Source organism: Bradyrhizobium mercantei (genome assembly GCF_001982635.1).
Lineage (GTDB): Bacteria > Pseudomonadota > Alphaproteobacteria > Rhizobiales > Xanthobacteraceae > Bradyrhizobium > Bradyrhizobium mercantei.
This window is the reverse complement of the sequence record NZ_MKFI01000002.1, coordinates 177,035-198,287: the sequence shown is the minus strand read 5'-3', so window position 1 is coordinate 198,287 and position 21,253 is coordinate 177,035. Positions and strand designations below refer to the sequence as shown.

Sequence of the window (21,253 nt, the reverse complement as noted above, 5' to 3'; positions counted from 1 at the left end):
TCAAGACGCTCCGCTCTGCGCCATGGAGAGCATGGATGCCAAGCCGGACCGTGACGTGATCCCGGTCTTGGAAAACACCCGGTGCAGGTGATAGCCGATGGTCCGGTGCGACAGATAGAGTCTGGTTCCGATGACCTTGTTCGAAAGCCCCTGTGCTGCGAGCTGCGCAATGTGCAGTTCCTGCGGCGTGAGGTTCTCCCAGACTTGCTCGATCCGGCGCAGGCTCGTTTCCCCGGATGCACGCAGCTCCTCGCGCGCACGTTCGCTCCAGGGCGAGGCGCCGAGCGCGTCGAAGATGTCGCGGGCCTCGCGCAAAGGGGCGCGCGCATTGGCGGATCGGCGCTGCCGGCGCAGCCAAACGCCATAGCCAAGCAGCAGGCGCGCCCGCAGGAACGGCCATTTCTTCGCCGCCGGCCCGAGACCCTGCAGGAAGGATTGCTCCGCATCCTCGTTGGCGGCGACCAGTGCCTTGGCGTAAGACAGCATCGTCGCGACCCATGGCACCGGCCTTGGCGCCGAGACGCGCTCGATCTCCTCGATCACGCGGTGCGCGGCTTGCGCATGATCGGTCTGGACGGCCGCTTCGACGAAATCGGCCAGCGCGAAAAACTGCAGGCCGGCGTTGAATGCCGGATCGGCAGGCGAAAACAGCCGCCGCAGATGCTCGAAAGCCTCGCTATGCCGGCCGGCACCGATGGTGGCGATGCCGCGCGCCAATTGCAGCATCGCCAGCAAGAAACTGGCGCCGATGGACAGGATCAAGCGCTCTGCGTGAGCCGCATGCGCTTCAGACTGCCGCAGATCGCCCTGCATGCCCGCAAGCTTTGCCTTCACGATCGTGCCTGCAGCTGTCCATACGGTGCTTCCGGTCTCCTCGGCAAAGCGGACCGCTTCCTCGGCTTCCCGCTTCGCCCCGACCCAATCGCCGATTTCCATTTCGGCCCAGGCCTGCGCAAACAGCACGCGCGCCAGATTGCCGATCCGTGCCTGCTTGCGCAGCTCTGCGCTGGACTCGGCGAGAAAGCTCGCACCCAGATCAAACGCGCCGACGACGTTCGCGGTGCTTCCAAGGACTCGCGCAACATGGGGGTCGCTGCCACGCGCTTCGGAAAGCACTTTGAGCCTGGCGTAGATCTCGCCGCCGCGTCGAAGCGGCTCGACATAGCCGCATATCGCGATGCGGCGCGGATCGGCATCCGGCAATCCCAGTTCGCTCGTCGCGGCAAGGACGTTGCCGCACACGGTGCTGCTTGCGTTGCTCCACCAGCAGCGTTGGGCCGCCCGCCACAGAAGGTTCGCGGCGAGGTCCCCAGCCCCTGCAGCGCGCGCCTGGTCGGCAAGGGCGATCAGGGTAGGGGTCCTTCCGGGATCGCTGACGATCAGAAACTGGCTCATCTCGCGACACCAGCCGACCCGGGCTGCGCTGAGCCGATCCGTGCCGTCTACCTCGGCCCCGCGCAGCAGCTTCTCGAGCAACTCCGGGCGCCCCAGATCGGCGGCCAGTTCGGCGGCCTGCAGTAGCCGCTCCCGCCTGGCGCTGATTGTGCTGCTCAGCCTTGCCGCGACTTGCAGGACGTCTATAGCCATCGCGACCGCACCGCGCCGCAACGCGCGGGCGGCCATCAGATCGTGCTCGGTAGCCAGTTCATCGTCCGGGCCGATCGACGCCGTCGCCCGATGCCAAAGCCTGCGATCCTGATCCTCGATGACGTCAGCGAGTGCGGCATGGACCTTTTGGCGCGTTGCGATGTCGACGGCCTGATGGATCGCGGATCGCACCAGCGGGTGTCGAAACCGAGCCTCCGTTGTATCGAGATCAATCAGCTTGACCGCGATGGCCGGCGCGAAGGCATCGATTGCGATGCTCCGGCCGAGCAGCGCTTCGCCGGCCCGCATGATTTCGTAGAGCGAAGTTCCGTCGTTTTCGGCTGCGATGTACAGCAGCGTGCGAGCGGCATCGGGAAGGTCGGACAGGCGGCTGGAGAAGGTGCGTTCAAGCCGCTGCGTCAATGGCAGCCATGTCGCCTCGTGATCATCGTCTGCACGCGACCCGCGCGGCAGCTCCACCAGTGCCAACGGATTGCCGGATGCTTCGCGCAGGAAGCGGCTGCGCAACTCCTTCGAAAGGCCGGGCGCCTGGACATCAAGCAAGCGCGCAGCGTCCGCATCATCAAGCGCCGGAATGACGTGCCGCAGCGTGTCGACGTCTCCAAAGGGAAAATCGAAGCCCTCGCGTGCCGCCAGCAGCAGCACGATGGAGTCCGAGCTCAATCGCCTGGAAACGAACGACAGCACCTCCCGGGTCGCCTCATCCAGCCACTGGACGTCGTCGGCCACCAGCAGGATCGGTTTCCGGCTAGCGCTTCCGGTCAGGAGTGTCAGCGCCGCAAGCGCGACCAGCCAGACATCCGGGGCCTCCGTCGCATCATCGCTCATGCCAAACGCATTCAGCAAAGCGGATCGCTGGTGGGAGACCAGGGACTTCACCGGTTTCATGAGCGGGCGCAGCGCCTGCTCGAGCCCGGCGAACGCCAGATGCACTTCTGCCAGCACGCCGGCCATGGACAGGACGATGATGCCGCGGTCGCGCGCCCGGCTCTTTGCTTCTTCCAGCAGTGCCGACTTTCCAACGCCGGGCGCTCCGCTGAAGACGAGGGCGGACCCGCCTTGATCCATCCGGTCGAGCAACTGATCGATCAGAGCAATTTCGGGCTCGCGGCCCTGCAAGGACGGCACCCTTGGTCGCGCGGCGCTTTCGCGCTTCTTTTCCTGTGGTGACGCACTCTTTCTCTGTCGCTTGGCCATATCGCTCTGGTTAAGTGATTTCGGCAGGGCGTTTGAGCGTATCCTAGCATAGCGAACATAGGTATCGCGGTGCGGTTTTTCCGCGCGCTTGGGCCTGCCAACGCGGCACGCGCCCTGGTTGCGATTTCGGGAGAGGAGCGTCGATCGCATCGCCGCCCGGTCCGCTCAATGCTTCACCACACGAGATAAGCGTCGTGACCCCCAAGGCCAGCAGCAAATGACAAGGCGACAGCACGCCGGGCAAAGCTTTGAGCCGACAGTTTCTTCGGGCCGTTCGCGCAGACGATCATCGACGTCACTCAACAGCGCTGAAGCCGCTGTTTGAACCGCGAGGCTCAAACGCTCATCGAACTTCGACGGTACTGAATTGATCGAGTATCCAGTTGCGGAACATCCGCACTTTCGGTCGCGAGGCGAGTTCGAGAGGCGATACGACGTAGTATGCGAGACCCGTCCCGACGGACTGCTCGAATGGACGCACCAGACGCCCGCTTTTGAGATCGTCGTCGACGAACGGTGAGCGCCCCAACGCAACGCCGAGTCCAAACGCGGCGGCCTCGACTGCCGGCAGCGCATATTCGAAAGTGAGCGGATCGACCTCGGGCTGCAGAGACTCGACGCCCGCCGCTTTGAGCCAGATGGGCCAAGCGTCCTCGAAGAGAAACGACGTTCCGGCTCGGATCAGCGGCACAATCCATTACTTCTCCTGTCAAAGGCGCACTTGATCCGCGCAGACTATATCGTGTGCTGGATTACATTGAAGCAAACCTGGAAGGTAACATCTGCCTTGACCGCATGGCATCGAATGCCTGCCTGAGCCGCTTCCACTTTGCGCGAGCCTTCAGACTAGCCGTTGGCCAATCGCCTCATCGTTATGTCAGCGGCAGACGTCTCGAGCGGGCGAAGGCATTGTTGATGCAAGCTGATCGATCTCTGGTCGACATCACGTTGACACTTGGATTTTCCAGCCACGCCAACTTTGCCCGAGCATTCAAGCAAGCGACCGGGGTGGCGCCCGGCCGGTATCGCAAGAACGTGGGATCGCGACAAAACGATACGTCTTTGAGCGACGTCAGGCGGGCTCTCTTCGGCTTGACGGCAAAAGCTGACTGATCTGGCGGCGTGGCGGACCAGCGCGCAGATGCCGGTACGGCTGCATGCGCACTGAAGATGTTTTTCCAGATCATCTTCCAGCTCCATCCAGTTGGATCTGGGGCGCCGTGATGATCTAGCGGATCCCAGTCGTGGCTGCGCGAGAGCGATTGCCGAATGTGTAGAACAATTGCTGGCAACGCTGTGGAGAGTTCATCGGCGTGAGTGGCGGGAAGCTGACGCGCCGGCAGCGGGCTGTCTGGCCTCGGGCTGCCTACTTCATCATCACGCCAAGCCCCGACGCCAATCTCTGATGGAGCCGTTCACCTCTGTACGACCAAAGGTAGGTTCACATGAGCATCGCAAATCTAGTGCTACAGTTTGCGACAATTGCAGTCACTTATTTTTTTGACGAAACACGATCATGGCGAAATCCTTAGCGGTTGCGGCAGTTGTGCTGGCCGTTCTAGCCATGGCCCGGGGCCAGCCGAGCAGCTTTGCACCGCTGTCCACACAGCCGATGCCTGGCGTTCTTATTCCTTGAGGAACCTGTTTGGTTTCGCAGCTCGCTCGTTAGGGCAGCTCGGCCGAAATGCATACTTCCGAGACCGAGGAGGCGGACATGCAAGACCGCGAAATCGCACTTTTGCGAACGCATGAGCGAAATGTTGAGCGCTATCGGGGACTGCTGCGCACCAAGCTGAACGACGTCGAGACGCGCTTCGTCGAGCGACGTCTATCCGAGGAGCGCTTCGCCATCGAGACGTTAATCAGCAGAGATCAAATGGAGCTTGGCTCGAGCTAGCCCATCTGCGATCGCTTCCGGTCGGGGAACAGCACGGTAACGCAATCCGCCTCGGACTAACGGCTCAAACCTACGTTGGGGAGACGGCCAACGGTGGGCGCCGCCGCGCCAGTCGACAGCTTCATCCCGGCACCACGGCGAAATTGGGTGGCCGGCGCTCGGCGAAAGCGGTGAACGCTTCGCGTGCCTCCGCTGTCCTCAGGCATTCCTTGAAGCGTCGCCCTTCCTCCGCGATTTGCGCCGCGACCCGGTTGGGATCGCGCATCAAACTCTTGGTCATTGCAAGCGAGCCCGGCGGCCGTTTCGCGAGCGCGACCGCCGCACCCTGGGACTTTTCGCGAAGTTCGCTCCGTGGCACCACGGCATTGGCGAGCCCACACGCAAGTGCTTCGGCCGCTCCCATCGGCTCGCCCAACGCAAACATGGCATAGGCGCGCGCATGCCCAATTCGCAGCGGTAACAGCCAACTTGAAGCTGCTTCCGGGACCAGCGCGAGATTAACAAAAGGTGTCATGAGCCGCGCGTCCTCGGCGAGATAGACCAGATCGCAGTGCAAGAGCATGGTCGTACCGATGCCGACAGCGTTGCCCTGCACAGCAGCCACCAAGGGCTTGCTCGCATTGCTTATGGTCCTGATGAAGCGATGAGCGGGACTATCGCCGGCATCCTGGCTCGATGCCTGGCGTGCGAAGTCAGCCAGATCATTTCCGGCGGTAAAGCTGTCACCTTCGCTCCTGAACAAGACCGTGCGGACAGAAGCATCACGTTCAGCTTGCCGGAGCGCGTTCGATAAGGCGTCGTACATCGTTCCGCTAAGCGCATTCTTCTTCTCCGGACGCTGCAAGGTTAGCGTCATGACGCCATCGATCGTCTCATTCCCTATATGCTCGCTCATAGAAATTCCTCCAGATGGCCGTGCGGCCCGGCATATTTCGACGACTGTGCCAAGCAGGTCTCATTTGCGCTTCAGGAAATTGAAGGTAGAGGAAAGACGTCTCGCGGGCTTTGCTTGGCGTGCTTTCGTTTTGTCATTTGTTGCTGGCAATCCGGGAGCTATACCAGCGCGCCGCATGATGCATTCGCAGCCGTTCTGCCAACGGAGTAGCGTTCAGGAATGTTCGAGAAGATCGTCATCCTGATATTCTGGAAGAATCGCTCGCCGCTGAACTTGTGCGGTCAAGTGCGGCTAACCCACGATCGTCGAGAAAGAGAGAGCGAACCCATTTCGTTCGCTCTCTCTTGGGCACTTGCGCAGAACATGCCTCAGGTTGCTGATCGGGCAGTTCGGTAGGCAAGCGGCAACTGCGATCAGTACAAAGTACCCGAGTATGGTTCGCAGGGAACGTTGTCGCCGATCCACGGCGCCGTTGCAAATGCGCCTACGCGCGGCGCCGGAATGCATGCGTGGTCGTCAGCCACGACGGGCGCCTGCGGCGCAGAAACTCCGGTCTCGACCGCATGCCGCCGGTAGGTATGGTGTCCTTCGCGTGCCATGGCCGGCGTCGCCAGCATCGCAAGCGCAATCAATCCAGTCGAAAATAGCTTCAGGTTTGTCATCGGTTTTCTCCATTGAGGACACAAGCCGTCGAGGTTCGGCGGTGCTCGCAACATGCGCTTTTTTTGGTCGCTGCCGCTTTGCCTGGTTTGCTTTTTGCTTCTCATTGGTTGCTGTCGACGGCGTTACCACGTGAGCCTGGGATATATTTGCCAGCGGCCGATGTGCAGGAGCAGCGGATGCGCCATCGGTCCAACCGTTGGTCATCCGGAATGTGCGGTAGACCAGAGCCGAAAGCGTGGGTGCTACGGCGGACTATGCGAGGTGTGCCCCGTTACGCACCTTCAAGATCAGCAACAGATGACAAAGCGACGGCATGTCGTTCAAAGCCTCGGGGCGCCAGCCTCTCTACCTTCGATGCGTACCTCAGAGATATGAGAAAGCACGCGCCATGGACGTTCAAGGCCAATTGTATTTTGGAAACGCCAACCAGCGTTTGCCATTCGAATGTGTCGCGCTGGTCCTGCAGGGTGGAGGGGCCCTCGGGGCCTATCAGGCCGGACTCTATGAGGCCCTTGATGAAGCCAAAATTGATCCGGACTGGGTTGCGGGCGTATCGATCGGGGCCATCAACTCTGCCATCATTCCTACAGGGTTGGACCATCCGGGGCAGGTCCTGGCTGAGCCCGATATGATCTGACCGCTGAATGACTGCAGCAAGCAATACGCACGTATTTGAACGGGCTGACGTACGTCTTCCGCGTGAAGAACTTTTCCGCGACTGCAGACGCGATCCGTCAGCTCCAGTTTCGCCGCGTACGCCAACTGAAACAGAGAATAAACCTCAATCTAGGCTGCCGGACACATCGGTGGTGCTGATACCGTGGATTTCGACCGTAGCTTTTCAGCTAACTATCGCGAGTCGCAATAATATCAACAACGTGTAGAGAAGGGGATGTCCGCGCACGACGGCAAGTCTTGAAAATCGCGGCCTGAGCTATCTCCCTTAAGGGCCCGCTGCTACCCGCGCGCGGTATTCGCCGGGCGACTCGCCGAACCAACGAAGAGTCGCCCGAAAGAACGTGCTCTGGTCGGCATAACCGAGCAGGTAAGCGATCTCGGAAGAGCTCAGCTGCGTATCGGCGAGATGGTGCTGCACGAGCTCGCGGCGCGTTTCGTCGATCAGCTTGGTGAACGACGTGCCTTCGGTCGTGAGCCGACGCTGGAAGGTGTGATCGCTCATCTTCAGCTCTGCGGCGATGGTCGCGCGCATTGGTGCGCCGTTCGGCAAATGGCGTGCGACCGCCTGGCGTGCCCGATAGCTGACGCCGGCCGATTCCAGCGCGCGCAGCGCTTGTCCGGCCATGCGGTCGTGCAAGACGGCAAGTTCAGGGGAGGCGGTCAGAAGCTTGCTCGCAAGATCCTCGTTGGAGATAAGCAAACCATTGAAGGGCGCGTCGAATCGCAACGGGGCGCCAAACGCTTCGTTATACGCAACAAGCGAGCTCGGTACCTGGTGCGTGAAGGTGGCAGCCAAGGGTCGCAGGGGACGACCGAGCATCCAGCGGCAGAAAGCGAGAAGGGTCTGCATCACGTAATCGTAGCGCTGGCGGGGAATCGGATACTCGCCGCCAAGTATTTCTACGCGCGCCCACTTGCCGCCCGTTCCCGGCTCCAACGAAAGCGTCGCGGCATCGCTGACAAGACGGTGGTAGCGGATCATCCGTGCCAGGCTGGTCTCCAGGTCGGGACTCGACATCATGGCATAGCTGACGACGCCGTAGTTGTCGGGTCGCGGCCTGTCAGGATCGAACAGTCCGATATCCGGATTTCCCGCGCGTTCGGCGGCGATCGTCCATAGCTTGCTGATCCGTTCGCTCGGCCAGCAAAAATCGACTTGATCCAGATTTTCGATTCGAAGTCCGGCCTGCGCGAACAACGCTGCCGCATCCAGCCCCTGCGCGGAAAGCGTGTCGGCAATGCCGCGCACCCAATTGGACGAGGTCGTGCCCTTCTTCAACACGTTGGCGTTCCCGAGCCAGTCATTTGGCCTCCCCGGATCATTGTTCAGGGCGGCGCCGTCCTTACCTGCGGAAGCCTCAGTTCCTAGCGAACTCGATTCACCGCAGGAGATCAAGGAGACACTATCATGCCCGAGCTTGAAATGCCCAACCCGCAGGACAACGCCATCGCCTTGATTGATCAGCACTTTGGGGGGTACCGGGAGCGCGATCGGGTGATCGGGCGGCTGTCGTCAGCACGTCCAGTTCTTCTCTGTGGCGGTAGGGGAAAGAGATGGCTGCGACCCTCGCCATGAGCCAAAATGAGCCGCCATCTTACTGCGGCGACTTCTGGGAGAAAAACGGTCCCTCGAAGCTGCTGCTATCCTCCGCGCATCGAGGCTGGTCGGGCCTTACAGCCGAACTGCGGAGCCATGGCAAAGGCGTGATCCCCTGGAAGGGGCCGCTATCCGATACGCATATCTGCGTGGACGTGCACGGCGGGGAATCGCGCATCACGCGGCAGGGCGCGAGTATCGAACAGCGGATTATCACTACCCACGGAACTGTTTGGCTCACTCCCCCGCGCTGGCGTGAAGGTTCGATCGATATCGCCGACGACCTGCCGGGCATACTGCATCTTTATCTCTCGCCGAGCCAGTTCTCACCAAGCAAGCTAGGTATCGATATCGAAGCGTCATCGCTTGGCGAGCAGCTTGCATACGACACATCCTTCGAAGATCCACTTGTTGGCGAGATGGCTCGCGCGATCGCGACCGAACTGAAATCCGAAACATCTGCCGGCAGGCTCATGGTCGACTCCCTGACCAACAGCATGGTGGTGAGGTTGGTTCAAAAGCACATCCGCGCGCCTCAATCACTCATCCCTCCCTCTGGATCCGGTCTCGATCGACGTAGGCTCCTTCGCGTGCTGGACTATATCGAATCAAACCTGGAAGGAGATATCACCTTCGATCGCATGGCATCAATCGCATGCCTGAGCCGTTACCACTTTGCGCGCGCCTTCAAGCGAGCCGTTGGACAATCTCCCTATCGCTATGTCAGCGGCAGGCGCCTCGAACGAGCGAAAGCTCTGTTGCTGCAAGGGGAACGGTCGCTACTGGATATTGCGCTGGGACTCAGCTTTTCCAGCCAAGCCAATTTTACGCGAGCTTTTACCCAAGCGACAGGTCAGTCCCCTGGCCGATATAGGCAAATGGCCAGATCGCAGCGATCAGACTTTTCCCCAGTCGGGATCAGCCGACCGACGCCGACCTTGGCCCGAGATCCGGCACCTAACGTGTCGGTCGGTCCCTAACAACAAATGAAAAAGCTACGGCACGCAATGAAAAGCCCGCGAGCGGCTGTCCTACTATCTTCGACTCCATGAGTGGCGATGGAGTCGCTCAGATCGGGGGGACTTCGCACCTCTCATGGTTTCACGAGCATCAATGACTTTGCGGCATGCCTCTACGCCAATACTTCGTTTGGGTTGGAAGCGTCCTTCTCGCGGCACTATTTGCTGCTGACTGGTTTCTCCCGGCCCCTGTTGTGCCCCACCGTTCCGAAAAGCTCGTGCATGAGAGGGGCAGCCTTCGCATACGCTCCGACCGCAAATGGCCCGACCTCGTGGTGTTCGATACAACGCGTTCAACGCTCCGATTCACATTGGAGGGGCGTCACGAGACGAGCATCGAGCGGCCCTAGTCTCATCCTGGTCGAGCTGGCGAACGATTTGCTGCATCCGTAGCAATGGCAACATCTGTGCGACTTCCGCGAAGAGCAACACGCGAAAACGCTTTGGCAACCCACGAGAAGCCGCGGGCCACCACGCATCGTACTGCTCGTGCACTCAAAGACGATTGATCGCCCGTTGACCGTACCAAGCGCCGGGGACGATCTCTATTCGAAGGTATTCCATCAGCGGAAGCAATCAATGCCTAAAATCCTGCGGTCAGACTCTCGAAGCATTCTGAATGGCGCGCCGATGCGGCACGTTAATGTCCCGTCACCAGTGCGCGCGACGCGTATGCTGCGTAAGCAGATCGTAATCGTCGGCGGTGGATTTGCAGGCATCGCCGCCGCACGTGGATTGAAGCGGGTGGATGCGGACGTCACAATCATCGACCGGCGCAACCACCATATCTTTCAGCCGTTGCTCTACCAGGTCGCGACGGCCGTGCTTGCTCCTTCTGAGATTGCTGCGCCGATTCGTCAGTTGGCACGCGAACAGAAGAACGTCAGCGTATTGCTCGCCGATGTAACCGGTGTGGACCTGGAGTCACGAACGATCGAGGCCGTATCTCCGAAGGCCGGGATGCTCAAAATTCCGTTCGATTATCTGGTCATCGCAACCGGGGTGCAGCCGAGCTATTTCGGTCACGACGAATTTGCCAAATATGCGCCCAGCCTCAAGACGCTCGGCGACGCCGAGGATATTCGAGCGAAAATTCTTGGTGCCTACGAATTGGCTGAGACAACCAATGATGAAGCCGTGCGCGCGCGGCAGATGACGTTCGTACTGGTCGGTGGCGGGCCGACCGGCGTTGAACTTGCAGCGTCGATCGCGCAACTCGCTACCACGACGTTGCGCGGACAGTATCGACATATTGATCCCGCGGACAGTTCGATCATCCTGATCGAGAGCGGTAAGCGTATTCTTCCGACGTTTTCCGATCGTCTGGCGGCGAAGGCAGCGAAGCGGCTGGAGAAGCTCGGTGTCAGGATCTTGACTGGAGTGCGAGTTGAGATCGTCGACGCGACCGGCGTCGTAGCGAACAGCAATAGAATCCCGGCGGCGACAGTCCTGTGGACCGCGGGAGTGGCGGCACCACCGCTCCTCAAGTTGCTCGGCGCGGAATCTGATCGTGCGGGTAGGGTGGTCGTCGATCCATATCTGAATGTCAAGCAAGCTTCCGGGGTGTTCGTCATTGGCGATGCATCCATGACGGTGAGCGATGGGCGACCGGTACCCGGCGTGGCGCAGGCGGCGATCCAGGAAGGTCGCTACGTCGCAAGCGCCATTGCGCGTTACATGAAAGGACGAGCGCCGAAAGGCCCGTTCCGCTACGCCGACAGGGGTAGTATGGCTGTTGTTGGCAAAAACTTTGCCATCCTGGAGACGAGACACGTTCGCGTAGCTGGATTTTTCACCTGGCTCGTTTGGGCCACTGTGCACTTGATGGCGCTTCCCCAACTGCAGAACCGACTACGCGTGCAGCGCCAGTGGTTGTGGTCCTATTTCACCGGACAGCGCAGCTCGGAGTTGATCCCGGAACAGCCAGCGAGGAGTCGTGAGGCGAGCGCTACCGCGCTGCGGGCAAAGCGTTCGAAGCCACAGCAAGGCCGACCGGCCGAGACAAAATCACCTGCGCGCTAGGCGAGCGAAAAGCTAGGGCCCGCCTGGCCAATGTCATGGGGGCACGATCGGGTCAAGCCCACAAGGTGGAAACTTCGGCCTCGAATGACAGGCGATCGTTGGCGAGCTCAACCTCCACGTCACAGCCACTAAATATCCGCAAACTGCCAACGGCCCGGCACGTTGCTGCGGAGAATGTCGTGCTTGGCCACCGGGGAATGGCCCGCCGAATTGCGGCTTTATGACGGACTGATTCAGCCCGGCTCACCTTTCACCCGCTCCCCCCGATAGATTCGTTCGAGGCTTTTGCACCCCGTGGGCGTGCTCGGCTGACAACTGAAGGTGTTCGCGCCGCTGACGACACCACTACGTTCGTCGTAGCGCAGAAGGCGAACTCGGGTGACGGCTCGCACCTAGAGAGCCACCAATGAAAAAACATCCGCAATCAGTGCAAAGCCATGTTCGACGAAAGCCCGCATAACGCGGGGGACGCCGGGATGGATCGACACCCGGCAAAGGCAAGCCAAACGCAATGGAGATCTACATGACGACCGTAACAGCGCTCAAGCCGTCCGCTGCCCACAAACCGCTTCCGGCGCCGAACAGCGACTTCTATCAGATTACCGGCACTTTAAGTACCGATGAACAGGCCATTCTCAAGAAGGTGCGCGAGTTTATGGAGGCGAAGGTCGCGCCCATCATCAACAAATATTGGGTTGAAGATGCCTTCCCGTTCGAAGTGCTGCCTGCGTTGAAGGAACTCAACATCGGCGGCCTCGGCGTCGACGGTTACGGTTACAAGCGCGCCAGCGACAAGCTCCATGGCATGCTGATCATGGAGATGACCAAGGTCGACGCGTCGTTCGCGACCTTCTTTGGCGTCCATATCGGGCTAGCGATGGGCACGATCGCCGTGCTGGGCTCCGAAGAGCAGAAGCAGAAGTGGCTTCCGCCGATGGCGCGCCTGGAGAAGATCGGCTGCTTCGGCCTTACTGAACCGCTGGTCGGCTCGGGAACCGGAGGCGGTCTCACCACTACCGCAAAGCGCGAAGGCGACACCTGGATCCTCAATGGCCAGAAGAAATGGATCGGCAACGCGCCCTGGTGCGACGTGTCGATCATCTGGGCACGCGACGTCGACGACAACCAGGTCAAGGGCTTCATCGTCGAGAACAAGGCGACGCCCGGCTTCAGCGTCGAGAAGATCCAGAACAAAATGGCCCTCAAGGTGGTTCAGAACGGCCTGATTACGATGACGGACTGCCGCGTTCCGGAAGCGAATCGCCTGCAGCACGCCAATTCGTTCCGCGACACCGCGCACGTGCTGCGCTTGACACGGTCCGGAGTCGGCTGGATGGCGACCGGATTGCAGATGGGCGCCTATGAAGCCGCACTCAAATACACGCAGCAGCGCCTGCAGTTCGGCAAACCGATCGCTTCATTCCAGATGGTCCAGGATCTGATCGCCAGGATGCTGGGCAACGTCACCGCCTGCCAGTCGACGATGTTGCGGCTCGCGGAGATCGAGGAATCGGGCAAGCTGCTCGATCAGCATGCCTCGCTCGCGAAAGCGTTCACGACCGCTCGAATGCGCGAGACGGTGGCTTGGGCACGCGAGGTGTGCGGCGCAAACGGCATCGTCGTCGACAACAATGTCGGGCGCTTCTTCTCCGACGCTGAGGCTCTGTATTCCTACGAAGGCACGTTCCAGATGCAGAACCTGATCGTCGCCAAGGCGGCCACCGGCTTCAGCGCCTTCGTGTGACGTCACCAATGGGCCCGCATCGTCCTGCCGGCCCATCCATCAGACAGGAGCAGTCACGATGTCAGCACCAGTAGCAATAGTTCCCTCGCAATCAGTCGCGTCGACGCCGGCACAGGCGCTTGCGAACGTCCTCTACGAGAAGAAGAACGGCCTTGCCTATGTAACCATCAACCGTCCCAAGGTGCTGAACGCCCTGAACGGGGCGACCTGGCAAGAACTGCGCATCGTTTTCGCGCGTGCCCAAGACGACCCGGATGTGCGCGGCGTCATTCTGACGGGAGCGGGCGACAGGGCCTTCATCGCCGGCGCGGATATCGGCGACCTCGCGCAGGCGACCGCAATCGATGCCGAGCGGTCGAGCCGGCACGGTCAAGGCGTGCTCGATCTCATCGAGAATCTCGGCAAGCCGGTGGTTGCCGCAATCAATGGCTTTGCCTTGGGTGGCGGCTGCGAGACGGCGATGGCCTGCACCATTCGCATCGCGGTGGAACGCGCGAAGTTTGGCCAACCAGAAGTGAAGCTCGGATTGATTCCGGGCGGTGGTGGTACACAGCGCCTGCCACGGTTGGTCGGCAAGGGCCGCGCGCTCCAGCTCATTCTGTCGGGCGCAATCATCAGCGCTCAAGAGGCCTACCGTATCGGGCTCGTCAACGAGATCGTCCCTGCGGGCAACCTCATTCCGCGTGCAGAAGCGATCTTGAAGGAGATCGTCGCCAACGCGCCGCTCGCCGTCAGATATGCACTCGACGCGGTCAACAAGGGAATGGAGATCAGCCAGAGCGAAGGTCTCGTTCTCGAAGCCTCCTACTTCGGGCTGTGCGCCGGAACGGAGGACAAGAAGGAAGGTACATCGGCATTCCTCCAGAAGCGCCCGGCGCAATTTCACGGTCACTAATGCCTGCGAAGGGCGAACGCCACACGTCAACCAAGGAGCCATCAAATGGCAAATGAAAACATCTTCTCAGGACTGAAGGTCGTCGATCTGTCGAGCTTCATCGCGGGGCCAGGCGCCGCCGTGATCCTGTCCGATTTCGGCGCCGACGTCATCAAGGTAGAGCCGCCGCACGGCGACCCATGGCGGCACGGGCACACGACGCCGATCCAGCCGCATGCCGAGGACCCCTATCAATGGCACCTCGCCAACCGCAACAAGCGCAGCATCGCTCTCGACCTGAAGTCACCGGGCGCGCAGCAGGTCCTGTTCGAGCTCGCCAACTGGGCCGACGTGTTCATCGTCAACACGCCGCATCATGCGCGCAAGAAGCTGAAGCTCGAATATGAAGACGTCGCAGGATGGAACCCGCGGCTGATCTACGCCGACCTGACCGGCTTTGGCGAGAACGGGCCGGATGCGAACCTGCCCGGCTTCGACCTGACCTCGTTCTGGGCACGCAGCGGTCTGCTGTCGCTGACGCGGGATGCCGGCGCGCCACCGACCTGGCCGGTGAGCGGCAGCGGAGACAATGCGACCGCCGTAGGCCTCTATTCGGCGATCGTGACCGCGCTCTACCGGCGCGAGCGCACCGGCAAGGGCGCCTATGTCACGACCTCGCTCCTGGCCGAAGGCGTATGGTCCGCAAGCGTTTCCGTTCAGGCAGCGCTTGCCGGCGCGAAATTTCCTCCAATGCACGACCGCAAACATCCCGCCAGTGCGGCGATGAACGTCTATCGCGCCGCCGACGGAACCTGGTTCGTCCTTGTCATCCCGCCGGACAGGTTTGCGGCAGTCGCCAATGCCATGGGCCGCTCGGACCTGCTGACTGATCCTCGATTCTCTGATCCCACGCAGGTGCTCGCGAACATGCCGCAGCTCACGGCGATCTTCGACGAGGCCTTCGGCGCCCAGCCGATGGCACACTGGCATTCGGTCTTTGCCGATGTGAACGTCACTTTCGGAGAAGTGCGCGGCCCCCAGGAGGTCATCAACGATCCGCAACTGACCGCGAACGAGATCATCGTCCCGCTCGAAGGTGCGGGCGGCAAGTTGACCTCGACCATCAGCAGCCCGATCCAGATGCATGGTATCGCGAAGGTTCCGGCCCGGCGCGCGCCCGGCTTGGGCGAGCACACCGATGAGGTACTTGGCGTGCTGGGGTTCGACGCCAGGAGCATCGAGAGCCTGCGCGAGAGTGGTGCCATTGCGGCACCAGGCAGTCCTACGGCCGCGCAGGTGCAGCGCCAAATCCCGGAAAGGAGCAAGCAATGAGCGTGCTCGACGCCGCAAAGGCAAAATCGTCATCGACTGCTGGGCGCTCCGGCAAGCTGTTTCTCCTCGACTTGAGTGGAGGGCGCGTTCTCTCAATGGAGTCGGACGGATCGAATCGCACGGTGATCGCGACCGACTGTCGTTATCCCGACGGGGTCGCCGTCGACAGCGCTGCGGGTCACGTCTACTGGACCAATATGGGCGTTCCCGCTCAGAACGACGGCTCGATTGAACGCGCTGATCTTGACGGCAAGAACCGCATGTTCATCGTTCCTCCCGGCGGCACGTTTACGCCGAAACAACTGCATCTCGATAAGCCAAACGGCAAGCTCTATTGGGGCGATCGGGAGGGGATGCGCGTGATGCGCGCCAATCTCGACGGCTCTCAGATCGAGACCCTCGTTGAAGCAGGCCGCGGCGACGTCGAGCGGCGCGATCAGACCCGGTGGTGCGTCGGGGTTACGATCGACCCGGTGCGCCAGCAAATCTACTGGACCCAAAAGGGCCCGACCAAGGGAAACAAGGGTCGGCTTTTCCGTGCGGGAATTGAAATCCCCAGGGGCGAGACCGCCGTGAACCGATCGGACGTCGAGCTGCTACTCGATCATCTGCCGGAGCCGATCGACCTCGAGCTGGACCTTGGCAGGCGTACTCTCTATTGGACCGACCGTGGTGATCCACCGCGCGGCAACACCGTCAATCGGGTGCGGATCGACACAGAAATCCAGGCGCCCGAGATCGTCGTCAAGCATCTGATGGAAGGAATCGGCATTGCGCTCGATCTATGGCGCGATCGGATGTTCGTGACCGATTTCGCGGGATCGCTCTACTCCGCTCGCCTCGATGGGTCGGAGGAGCGCACGATCCTCGCGGCCCAAGGCAATCTTACCGGCATCGCATACGCTGACATCTGAACTGACTGTAGGAGCATTGATCATGTCGAACACCAAGACCATTCGCCGTATCGCAATCGTCGGCACCGGCGTCATCGGTGCGAGCTGGGCCGCCCAGTATCTCGCCAAGGGGATGCAAGTCGTGGCGACGGACATCGCGCCCAACGCGGAAACCGCGCTGCGGAACTTCGTGAAGGAGGCCTGGCCGGCGCTCGAACGATTGGGCCTCTCGCCGGGGGCGTCGCAATCGAACCTGAAGTTTACGCACGATCTCGCGGAAGCGTTGGCGGGTGCCGACCTCGTTCAGGAGAACGGGCCGGAGCGCCTGGATTTCAAGCAGGGGCTTTACAGGCAACTCGACGAACTGCTGCCCCCCGATGTCATCATCGCATCGAGCTCGTCCGGGCTCAAGATGAGCGACATTCAGTCGGGCGTCGCCTTGCATCCGGAACGTTGCGTCATCGGTCATCCCTTCAATCCGCCGCACTTGATTCCGCTTGTCGAGGTGGTCGGCGGGGGCAAGACGTCGGAGGAGACGATCCGGCGTGCAATCGATTTCTACAAGTCCATCGGCAAGAAGGCGATACGCCTCAACAAGGAAATGCCGGGCCATGTCGCCAACCGGTTGCAGGGCGCCTTGGCTCGCGAGGTCTATTACCTCATTGCCGAGGATGTGCTCAGCGCTGCCGATGTCGACGACGCGCTCTCCTGGGGGCCCGGTCTCCGCTGGGGCATCATGGGAAATATGATGCTCAATCATCTCGGCGGCGGCCCGGGTGGTATCGAGCACTTCTTTCATCAGTTCGCGGGCCCGATGTCGGCTTCGTGGAAGGCGCTGGGTTCGCCGGTGCTCACGCCGGAACTGCAGAAGAAGCTGATCGACGGCGTTCATGCCGAAGTCGGATCGCGCACCATTGAAGAGCTCGAAGCCGAGAGGGACGAGATTCTGCTCGGACTCCTCGAGCTCCGCACCAGTCGTCTCCAGACTGTGGCCTCACCGACAGTCGCGGCTGATCTGCCCAGGAAGTTGAAGAGCGCCCCCGCGCAGGCTGCCAGGGAGGCATGAAATGTCGGGCATCCATCACATCACGGCGATCGCCGGTGATCCCGCAAGAAACCTGGATTTCTACACGCGCGATGTCGGCCTGCGTCTCGTCAAAAAGACGGTCAATTTCGACGATCCTTCGACCTATCACTTCTATTACGGTGATGCAGCCGGCAGTCCTGGGACCATCCTGACTTTCTTTCTGTGGCCGGGATCGGCACCGGGTTCGCGCGGCGGCGGCGAGGTTCATCGGACAGCCTTTCGCGTGCCGATGCGTTCAATGGACTATTGGGCCCGGCGCTTCGCTGAACGGGAAATCTCGTGCCAAGCCATGGAGACGCGGTTTGGCGAGCCGGTGCTTCCGTTCTCTGATCCGGACGGGACAGCTCTGATGCTTGTCGGGATTGCCGGTGCAGAAAGCGGGCCTGCATGGAGCAACGGAGATGTCCCGGTAGAGCACGCGATCCGTGGCCTTCATGGTGCGACGCTTGTACTCGATAGCGCGGAAAGGACGGCGGCAATATTGACTGACGTGCTTGGCTTCCGCGAGGTCGGCCGCGATGGGGCACTGATCCGGTTCGCTGCATCAGGTGAAACGAACGGGTGTGTGGTCGACATCGAGGAACGAAAGGGAGTGACGAGAGGGCATCAGGGCCGCGGCTCAGTGCATCACATCGCCTTCCGCGCAACGAGTGACGCGGAGCAAGCGAAAATGGTCGAGAAGCTTATAGCAGAACACAAAAGGCACCCGACGGAACAGAAGGACCGCAACTATTTCCGCTCGATCTACTTTCGTGAACCCGGTGGCGTCCTGTTCGAGATCGCGACCGACAAGCCTGGGTTCGCCGTCGATGAAGCGACAGATGTGCTTGGGAGAGACTTGAGGCTCCCCGGCTTCCTCGAGAGCCGCCGCGCAGAAATCGAGAGCGCTCTTCCCGTTCTCAAGACCTGACCACAAGGCACCAGGCAAAGATCAACATTGACAAACGAGCTCTTCAGTTCGAGCCCAAATGAAGGAGATACTGCTATGCCCACCATAACAACAAAGGACGGCGTCGAAATTTTCTACAAGGACTGGGGCAAGGGACAGCCGGTCGTGTTCAGCCACGGATGGCCACTATCATCCGACGACTGGGACGCGCAAATGCTGTTCTTCCTCAATCACGGCTTCCGCGTCATCGCTCATGATCGACGCGGCCATGGCCGGTCTGCCCAAGTGGCCGACGGTCACGATATGGATCACTACGCCGACGATCTTGCGGCGCTGACGACACACCTCGACCTGAAGAACGCGATCCATGTCGGCCATTCAACGGGAGGAGGCGAGGTGGCCCGCTACCTGGCTCGCCACGGCGAGAGCAGGGCGGCGAAGGCCGTGCTGGTCGCTTCGGTGCCGCCGTTGATGGTGAAGACCGAAGGGAATCCTGGCGGGCTGCCGAAGGAAGTATTCGACGGTTTCCAGGTGCAGGTCGCGACCAATCGTTCGCAATTCTACCGAGATCTCGCGGCCGGTCCGTTCTACGGCTACAACCGGCCGGGCGCCAAGACATCCGAGGCTGTGATCCAGAACTGGTGGCGGCAAGGCATGACGGGCGGCGCCAAGGCGCACTATGACGGCATTGTCGCGTTCTCCCAGACCGACTTTACCGACGACCTCAAGAAGATCAGCGTTCCGGTTCTGGTCATGCACGGCGACGACGATCAGATCGTTCCATATGCGGACTCCGGTCCGCTGTCGGCGAAGTTGCTCAAGAAGGGTGTGTTGAAGACCTACAAAGGTTTCCCGCATGGCATGCCGACGACCGAGGCGGCTACGATCAATGCCGACCTCCTAGCGTTCTTCCGGGGCTAAGCAGAGGCGGTGCTTCTGCAATTGTCGCGGTGGCGCGGCGATCTGGATTCCGGATCGCCGCGCCGTGCCCGAATGGTTCTGGCGGCCGTTCGGGCGAAGGGCGGAGACCGAATACTTCCGTCTCGCTGTCTCACATTCCGACTCGAAACACCGCATCGGGATGTGAGACGAGACGCCAATCCGGCCATGATGCTTCCGCAAGGGCCCAATAGGCCATGCCGATCCTATTCCCACCCAGCGATCTCGGTAGCCCCAAGGCCTTGTGCGTTCAGTTCACGCACCATGACCGCGCTTATGGTTGCGAGCCGCGCGTTCTTGAGGGAGACCTCCTTGAAGGAGCCTAGGCCGTGCCACCGCTCCTTGCCGTCCTTCCAGTAACGATAGGACCAGCTCTTCGCCGCGGGACCAGTTACGATCAGGTAGAGCCCGTCGCCGTCAGCATACTTTCCGGGCTTCGTTTCGCGTTCGACATCGAGCGGCCTAAGTTTTCCAGCCACGTGTTCCTCCGATCAAGACCATCCTCCGAACCTACGGTCCCACGCCATGGTTTGCGCCTTGATTGTGAGGAACGACGGGCGAACTGAGGAATACAGTCGGCCGACGAAAGCGCTGATTTTACTGGGGATTCCGAACGGTGGAGAACAACGGAGAACAGTGTACTGGCGGAAGGGGTGGGATTCGAACCCACGGTACCCTTGCGGGCACGCCGGTTTTCAAGACCGGTGCCTTAAACCACTCGGCCACCCTTCCGGATAGGATCAGGCCCTTAGCGTAGGGCGGCGTCGAACGCAACGCGAACTTGGCGGCGAAGCCAGCGCCAGCCGGTCATTTGCGCGGTCCACGCGCTGGAAGCGGCTGATTTGTTTCACGAGACGGGCCTGGCTGTCGGGTGGCCGACGCGTCCACGCCGCAAATCATTCGCGCATGCATGCAACGCCGTTGACCGCGAGGGCCGACGTTGGCCATCATGGCGCCCATGAAGCGCGTCCTGTTCCTTTGCACCGGCAACTACTACCGAAGCCGATATGCAGAAGAGCTGTTCAATCACCTCGCAACGGCCGAACGCCTGGCATGGCGCGCATCCTCCAGAGGCGCGGCCGAACGCGGTTCGCCCGACAATGTCGGGCCGATGTCGGCCTTCGCCGACGACCGTCTCCGCGCAGGGGGGATCGTTCCGGAAGGCGCAACACGCTATCCGCAGCCGTGTTCATTGGCCGACTTCGACGACGTCGACCTCGTGATCGCGCTCAAGGAGGCCGAGCACCGTCCGCTGATCGAGCGGCGGTTCCCAGAGGTTGCCGGCAGGGTGACCTATTGGCACGTGGACGATATCGACGTCGCCCATCCGTCCGTCGCGCTGGCGATGCTGGACGATCGCATCCGCGAGCTGGTTTCGTCGCTCAAATAATCGGTTCGCGCTGCAGGAATATCTCCAGCGCGTACGCCGCCGGGCGCGCAAGCCTGCCGCCGATGCGCGCGAGGTCGTCCATGGCGACGATCTCGAGACGCCCTTCGGTCACCGTCAGCTGATCGATCGGCACGTCACGCGCGAGGAACACCTGGCCGTGCAGGGTGCCGTTTGGTGTCAAATGATCCGTTCCGGAATACTGGCCGATCAGCTCAAAGCGCTCGGGCGGCAGATAGTAGCCGATCTCCTCATGGATTTCGCGAACGACGCACTCCAGGAAGGATTCTGTTCCTTCTCGCCGGCCGCCGAACAGGCTGATCTTCCCGGGGTCCGACACCTGGGGAAGGTCATCGCGCAGCTGCATGAGCAAGCGGCCGTCGGTGCTGACGAGAAGCGCGGATGTTCCTTCTCGCACGGGGTTCGCCACCATTGATCCTTCATCCTCGGTCCGGCTTGGAACCGCGTAGTCCCGCGCTCCAGACTCCTTGCCGTCATTCGCCCGCGACGCAAGCAGGAATGTTCAGGAATT

At 61.1% G+C, this 21,253-nt stretch carries 20 protein-coding genes and 1 tRNA gene; 13 read left to right on the top strand and 8 right to left on the bottom strand.

Annotation, left to right across the window (positions count from 1 at the left end):
* Together BI327_RS08565 and BI327_RS08560 are read right to left on the bottom strand one after the other, a co-directional pair.
* Complete coding sequence (locus BI327_RS08565; RefSeq protein WP_076859609.1) at positions 1 to 2,805, bottom strand: helix-turn-helix transcriptional regulator; 2,805 nt, start codon at positions 2,803 to 2,805, stop codon at positions 1 to 3.
* Positions 2,806 to 3,148: 343 nt separating this feature from the next.
* Positions 3,149 to 3,496 carry a LysR substrate-binding domain-containing protein gene (locus BI327_RS08560; protein ID WP_076859607.1) on the bottom strand — a complete coding sequence of 116 codons (348 nt, stop codon included), beginning with the start codon at positions 3,494 to 3,496 and terminating at the stop codon, positions 3,149 to 3,151.
* A 53-nt stretch (positions 3,497 to 3,549) separates the two neighbouring features.
* On the opposite strand from BI327_RS08560, the gene BI327_RS08555 reads away from it, so the two are divergent.
* Both BI327_RS08555 and BI327_RS08550 read left to right on the top strand, forming a co-directional pair.
* Positions 3,550 to 3,918, top strand: a complete 369-nt coding sequence (locus BI327_RS08555) for a helix-turn-helix domain-containing protein (RefSeq protein ID WP_076859605.1) — start codon at positions 3,550 to 3,552, stop codon at positions 3,916 to 3,918.
* Between the two features lie 601 nt (positions 3,919 to 4,519).
* Complete coding sequence (locus BI327_RS08550) at positions 4,520 to 4,702, top strand: hypothetical protein (protein ID WP_089025453.1); 183 nt, start codon at positions 4,520 to 4,522, stop codon at positions 4,700 to 4,702.
* Positions 4,703 to 4,823: 121 nt separating this feature from the next.
* Here BI327_RS08550 and BI327_RS08545 read toward each other — a convergent pair whose 3' ends face one another.
* Together BI327_RS08545 and BI327_RS08540 are read right to left on the bottom strand one after the other, a co-directional pair.
* On the bottom strand, positions 4,824 to 5,597 hold the full coding sequence (locus BI327_RS08545) for an enoyl-CoA hydratase (protein ID WP_076859602.1): 774 nt from the start codon (positions 5,595 to 5,597) through the stop codon (positions 4,824 to 4,826).
* A 413-nt stretch (positions 5,598 to 6,010) separates the two neighbouring features.
* Positions 6,011 to 6,259 (bottom strand): hypothetical protein, encoded by a 249-nt coding sequence (locus BI327_RS08540; protein ID WP_076859600.1) that lies wholly within the window; start codon positions 6,257 to 6,259, stop codon positions 6,011 to 6,013.
* 389 nt (positions 6,260 to 6,648) lie between these two features.
* Here BI327_RS08540 and BI327_RS08535 point away from each other — a divergent pair, with 389 nt between their 5' ends.
* Positions 6,649 to 6,897, top strand: a complete 249-nt coding sequence (locus BI327_RS08535; RefSeq protein ID WP_283807770.1) for a patatin-like phospholipase family protein — start codon at positions 6,649 to 6,651, stop codon at positions 6,895 to 6,897.
* Between the two features lie 306 nt (positions 6,898 to 7,203).
* Here the strand turns inward: BI327_RS08535 and BI327_RS08530 are convergent, their stop codons facing one another.
* Positions 7,204 to 8,220 (bottom strand): AraC family transcriptional regulator, encoded by a 1,017-nt coding sequence (locus BI327_RS08530; protein ID WP_245334752.1) that lies wholly within the window; start codon positions 8,218 to 8,220, stop codon positions 7,204 to 7,206.
* Positions 8,221 to 8,492: 272 nt separating this feature from the next.
* On the opposite strand from BI327_RS08530, the gene BI327_RS08525 reads away from it, so the two are divergent.
* From BI327_RS08525 to BI327_RS08485, 9 genes are all read left to right on the top strand, one after another.
* Positions 8,493 to 9,515, top strand: coding sequence for an AraC family transcriptional regulator (locus BI327_RS08525; protein ID WP_245334751.1), 1,023 nt, complete (start codon positions 8,493 to 8,495; stop codon positions 9,513 to 9,515).
* Between the two features lie 711 nt (positions 9,516 to 10,226).
* A complete protein-coding gene (locus BI327_RS08520) occupies positions 10,227 to 11,576 on the top strand; it encodes an NAD(P)/FAD-dependent oxidoreductase (RefSeq protein WP_076860684.1) in 1,350 nt (449 codons plus the stop codon).
* A gap of 523 nt (positions 11,577 to 12,099) precedes the next feature.
* Entirely contained in the window at positions 12,100 to 13,320 is a 1,221-nt protein-coding gene (locus BI327_RS08515; protein ID WP_076860683.1) for an acyl-CoA dehydrogenase family protein, read from the top strand.
* Between the two features lie 58 nt (positions 13,321 to 13,378).
* On the top strand, positions 13,379 to 14,215 hold the full coding sequence (locus tag BI327_RS08510; RefSeq protein WP_083741985.1) for an enoyl-CoA hydratase-related protein: 837 nt from the start codon (positions 13,379 to 13,381) through the stop codon (positions 14,213 to 14,215).
* 45 nt (positions 14,216 to 14,260) lie between these two features.
* Positions 14,261 to 15,526 (top strand): CaiB/BaiF CoA transferase family protein, encoded by a 1,266-nt coding sequence (locus BI327_RS08505; protein ID WP_076859596.1) that lies wholly within the window; start codon positions 14,261 to 14,263, stop codon positions 15,524 to 15,526.
* Positions 15,523 to 16,440: a 3-hydroxyacyl-CoA dehydrogenase gene (locus tag BI327_RS08500; protein WP_076859594.1), complete on the top strand. Its 918-nt coding sequence runs from the start codon at positions 15,523 to 15,525 to the stop codon at positions 16,438 to 16,440. Before BI327_RS08505 ends, BI327_RS08500 begins: the two co-directional genes overlap by 4 nt.
* A 22-nt stretch (positions 16,441 to 16,462) precedes the next feature.
* A complete protein-coding gene (locus BI327_RS08495) occupies positions 16,463 to 17,485 on the top strand; it encodes a 3-hydroxyacyl-CoA dehydrogenase NAD-binding domain-containing protein (RefSeq protein ID WP_076860681.1) in 1,023 nt (340 codons plus the stop codon).
* A 1-nt stretch (position 17,486) separates the two neighbouring features.
* Positions 17,487 to 18,416, top strand: coding sequence for a ring-cleaving dioxygenase (locus BI327_RS08490; protein WP_076859592.1), 930 nt, complete (start codon positions 17,487 to 17,489; stop codon positions 18,414 to 18,416).
* A gap of 75 nt (positions 18,417 to 18,491) precedes the next feature.
* Positions 18,492 to 19,316 carry an alpha/beta fold hydrolase gene (locus BI327_RS08485; RefSeq protein WP_076859590.1) on the top strand — a complete coding sequence of 275 codons (825 nt, stop codon included), beginning with the start codon at positions 18,492 to 18,494 and terminating at the stop codon, positions 19,314 to 19,316.
* A gap of 224 nt (positions 19,317 to 19,540) precedes the next feature.
* On the opposite strand, the gene BI327_RS08480 is transcribed toward BI327_RS08485, so the two are convergent.
* Together BI327_RS08480 and BI327_RS08475 are read right to left on the bottom strand one after the other, a co-directional pair.
* Entirely contained in the window at positions 19,541 to 19,813 is a 273-nt protein-coding gene (locus BI327_RS08480; RefSeq protein ID WP_245334749.1) for an Arm DNA-binding domain-containing protein, read from the bottom strand.
* Positions 19,814 to 19,976: 163 nt separating this feature from the next.
* Positions 19,977 to 20,066, bottom strand: a tRNA-Ser gene (locus tag BI327_RS08475).
* A gap of 217 nt (positions 20,067 to 20,283) precedes the next feature.
* Here BI327_RS08475 and BI327_RS08470 point away from each other — a divergent pair.
* Positions 20,284 to 20,724 carry an arsenate-mycothiol transferase ArsC gene (locus tag BI327_RS08470; protein ID WP_083741984.1) on the top strand — a complete coding sequence of 147 codons (441 nt, stop codon included), beginning with the start codon at positions 20,284 to 20,286 and terminating at the stop codon, positions 20,722 to 20,724.
* On the opposite strand, the gene BI327_RS08465 is transcribed toward BI327_RS08470, so the two are convergent.
* A complete protein-coding gene (locus tag BI327_RS08465; protein WP_076859588.1) occupies positions 20,717 to 21,154 on the bottom strand; it encodes an NUDIX domain-containing protein in 438 nt (145 codons plus the stop codon). The genes BI327_RS08470 and BI327_RS08465 overlap by 8 nt on opposite strands.
* Between the last annotated feature and the right edge of the window lie 99 nt (positions 21,155 to 21,253).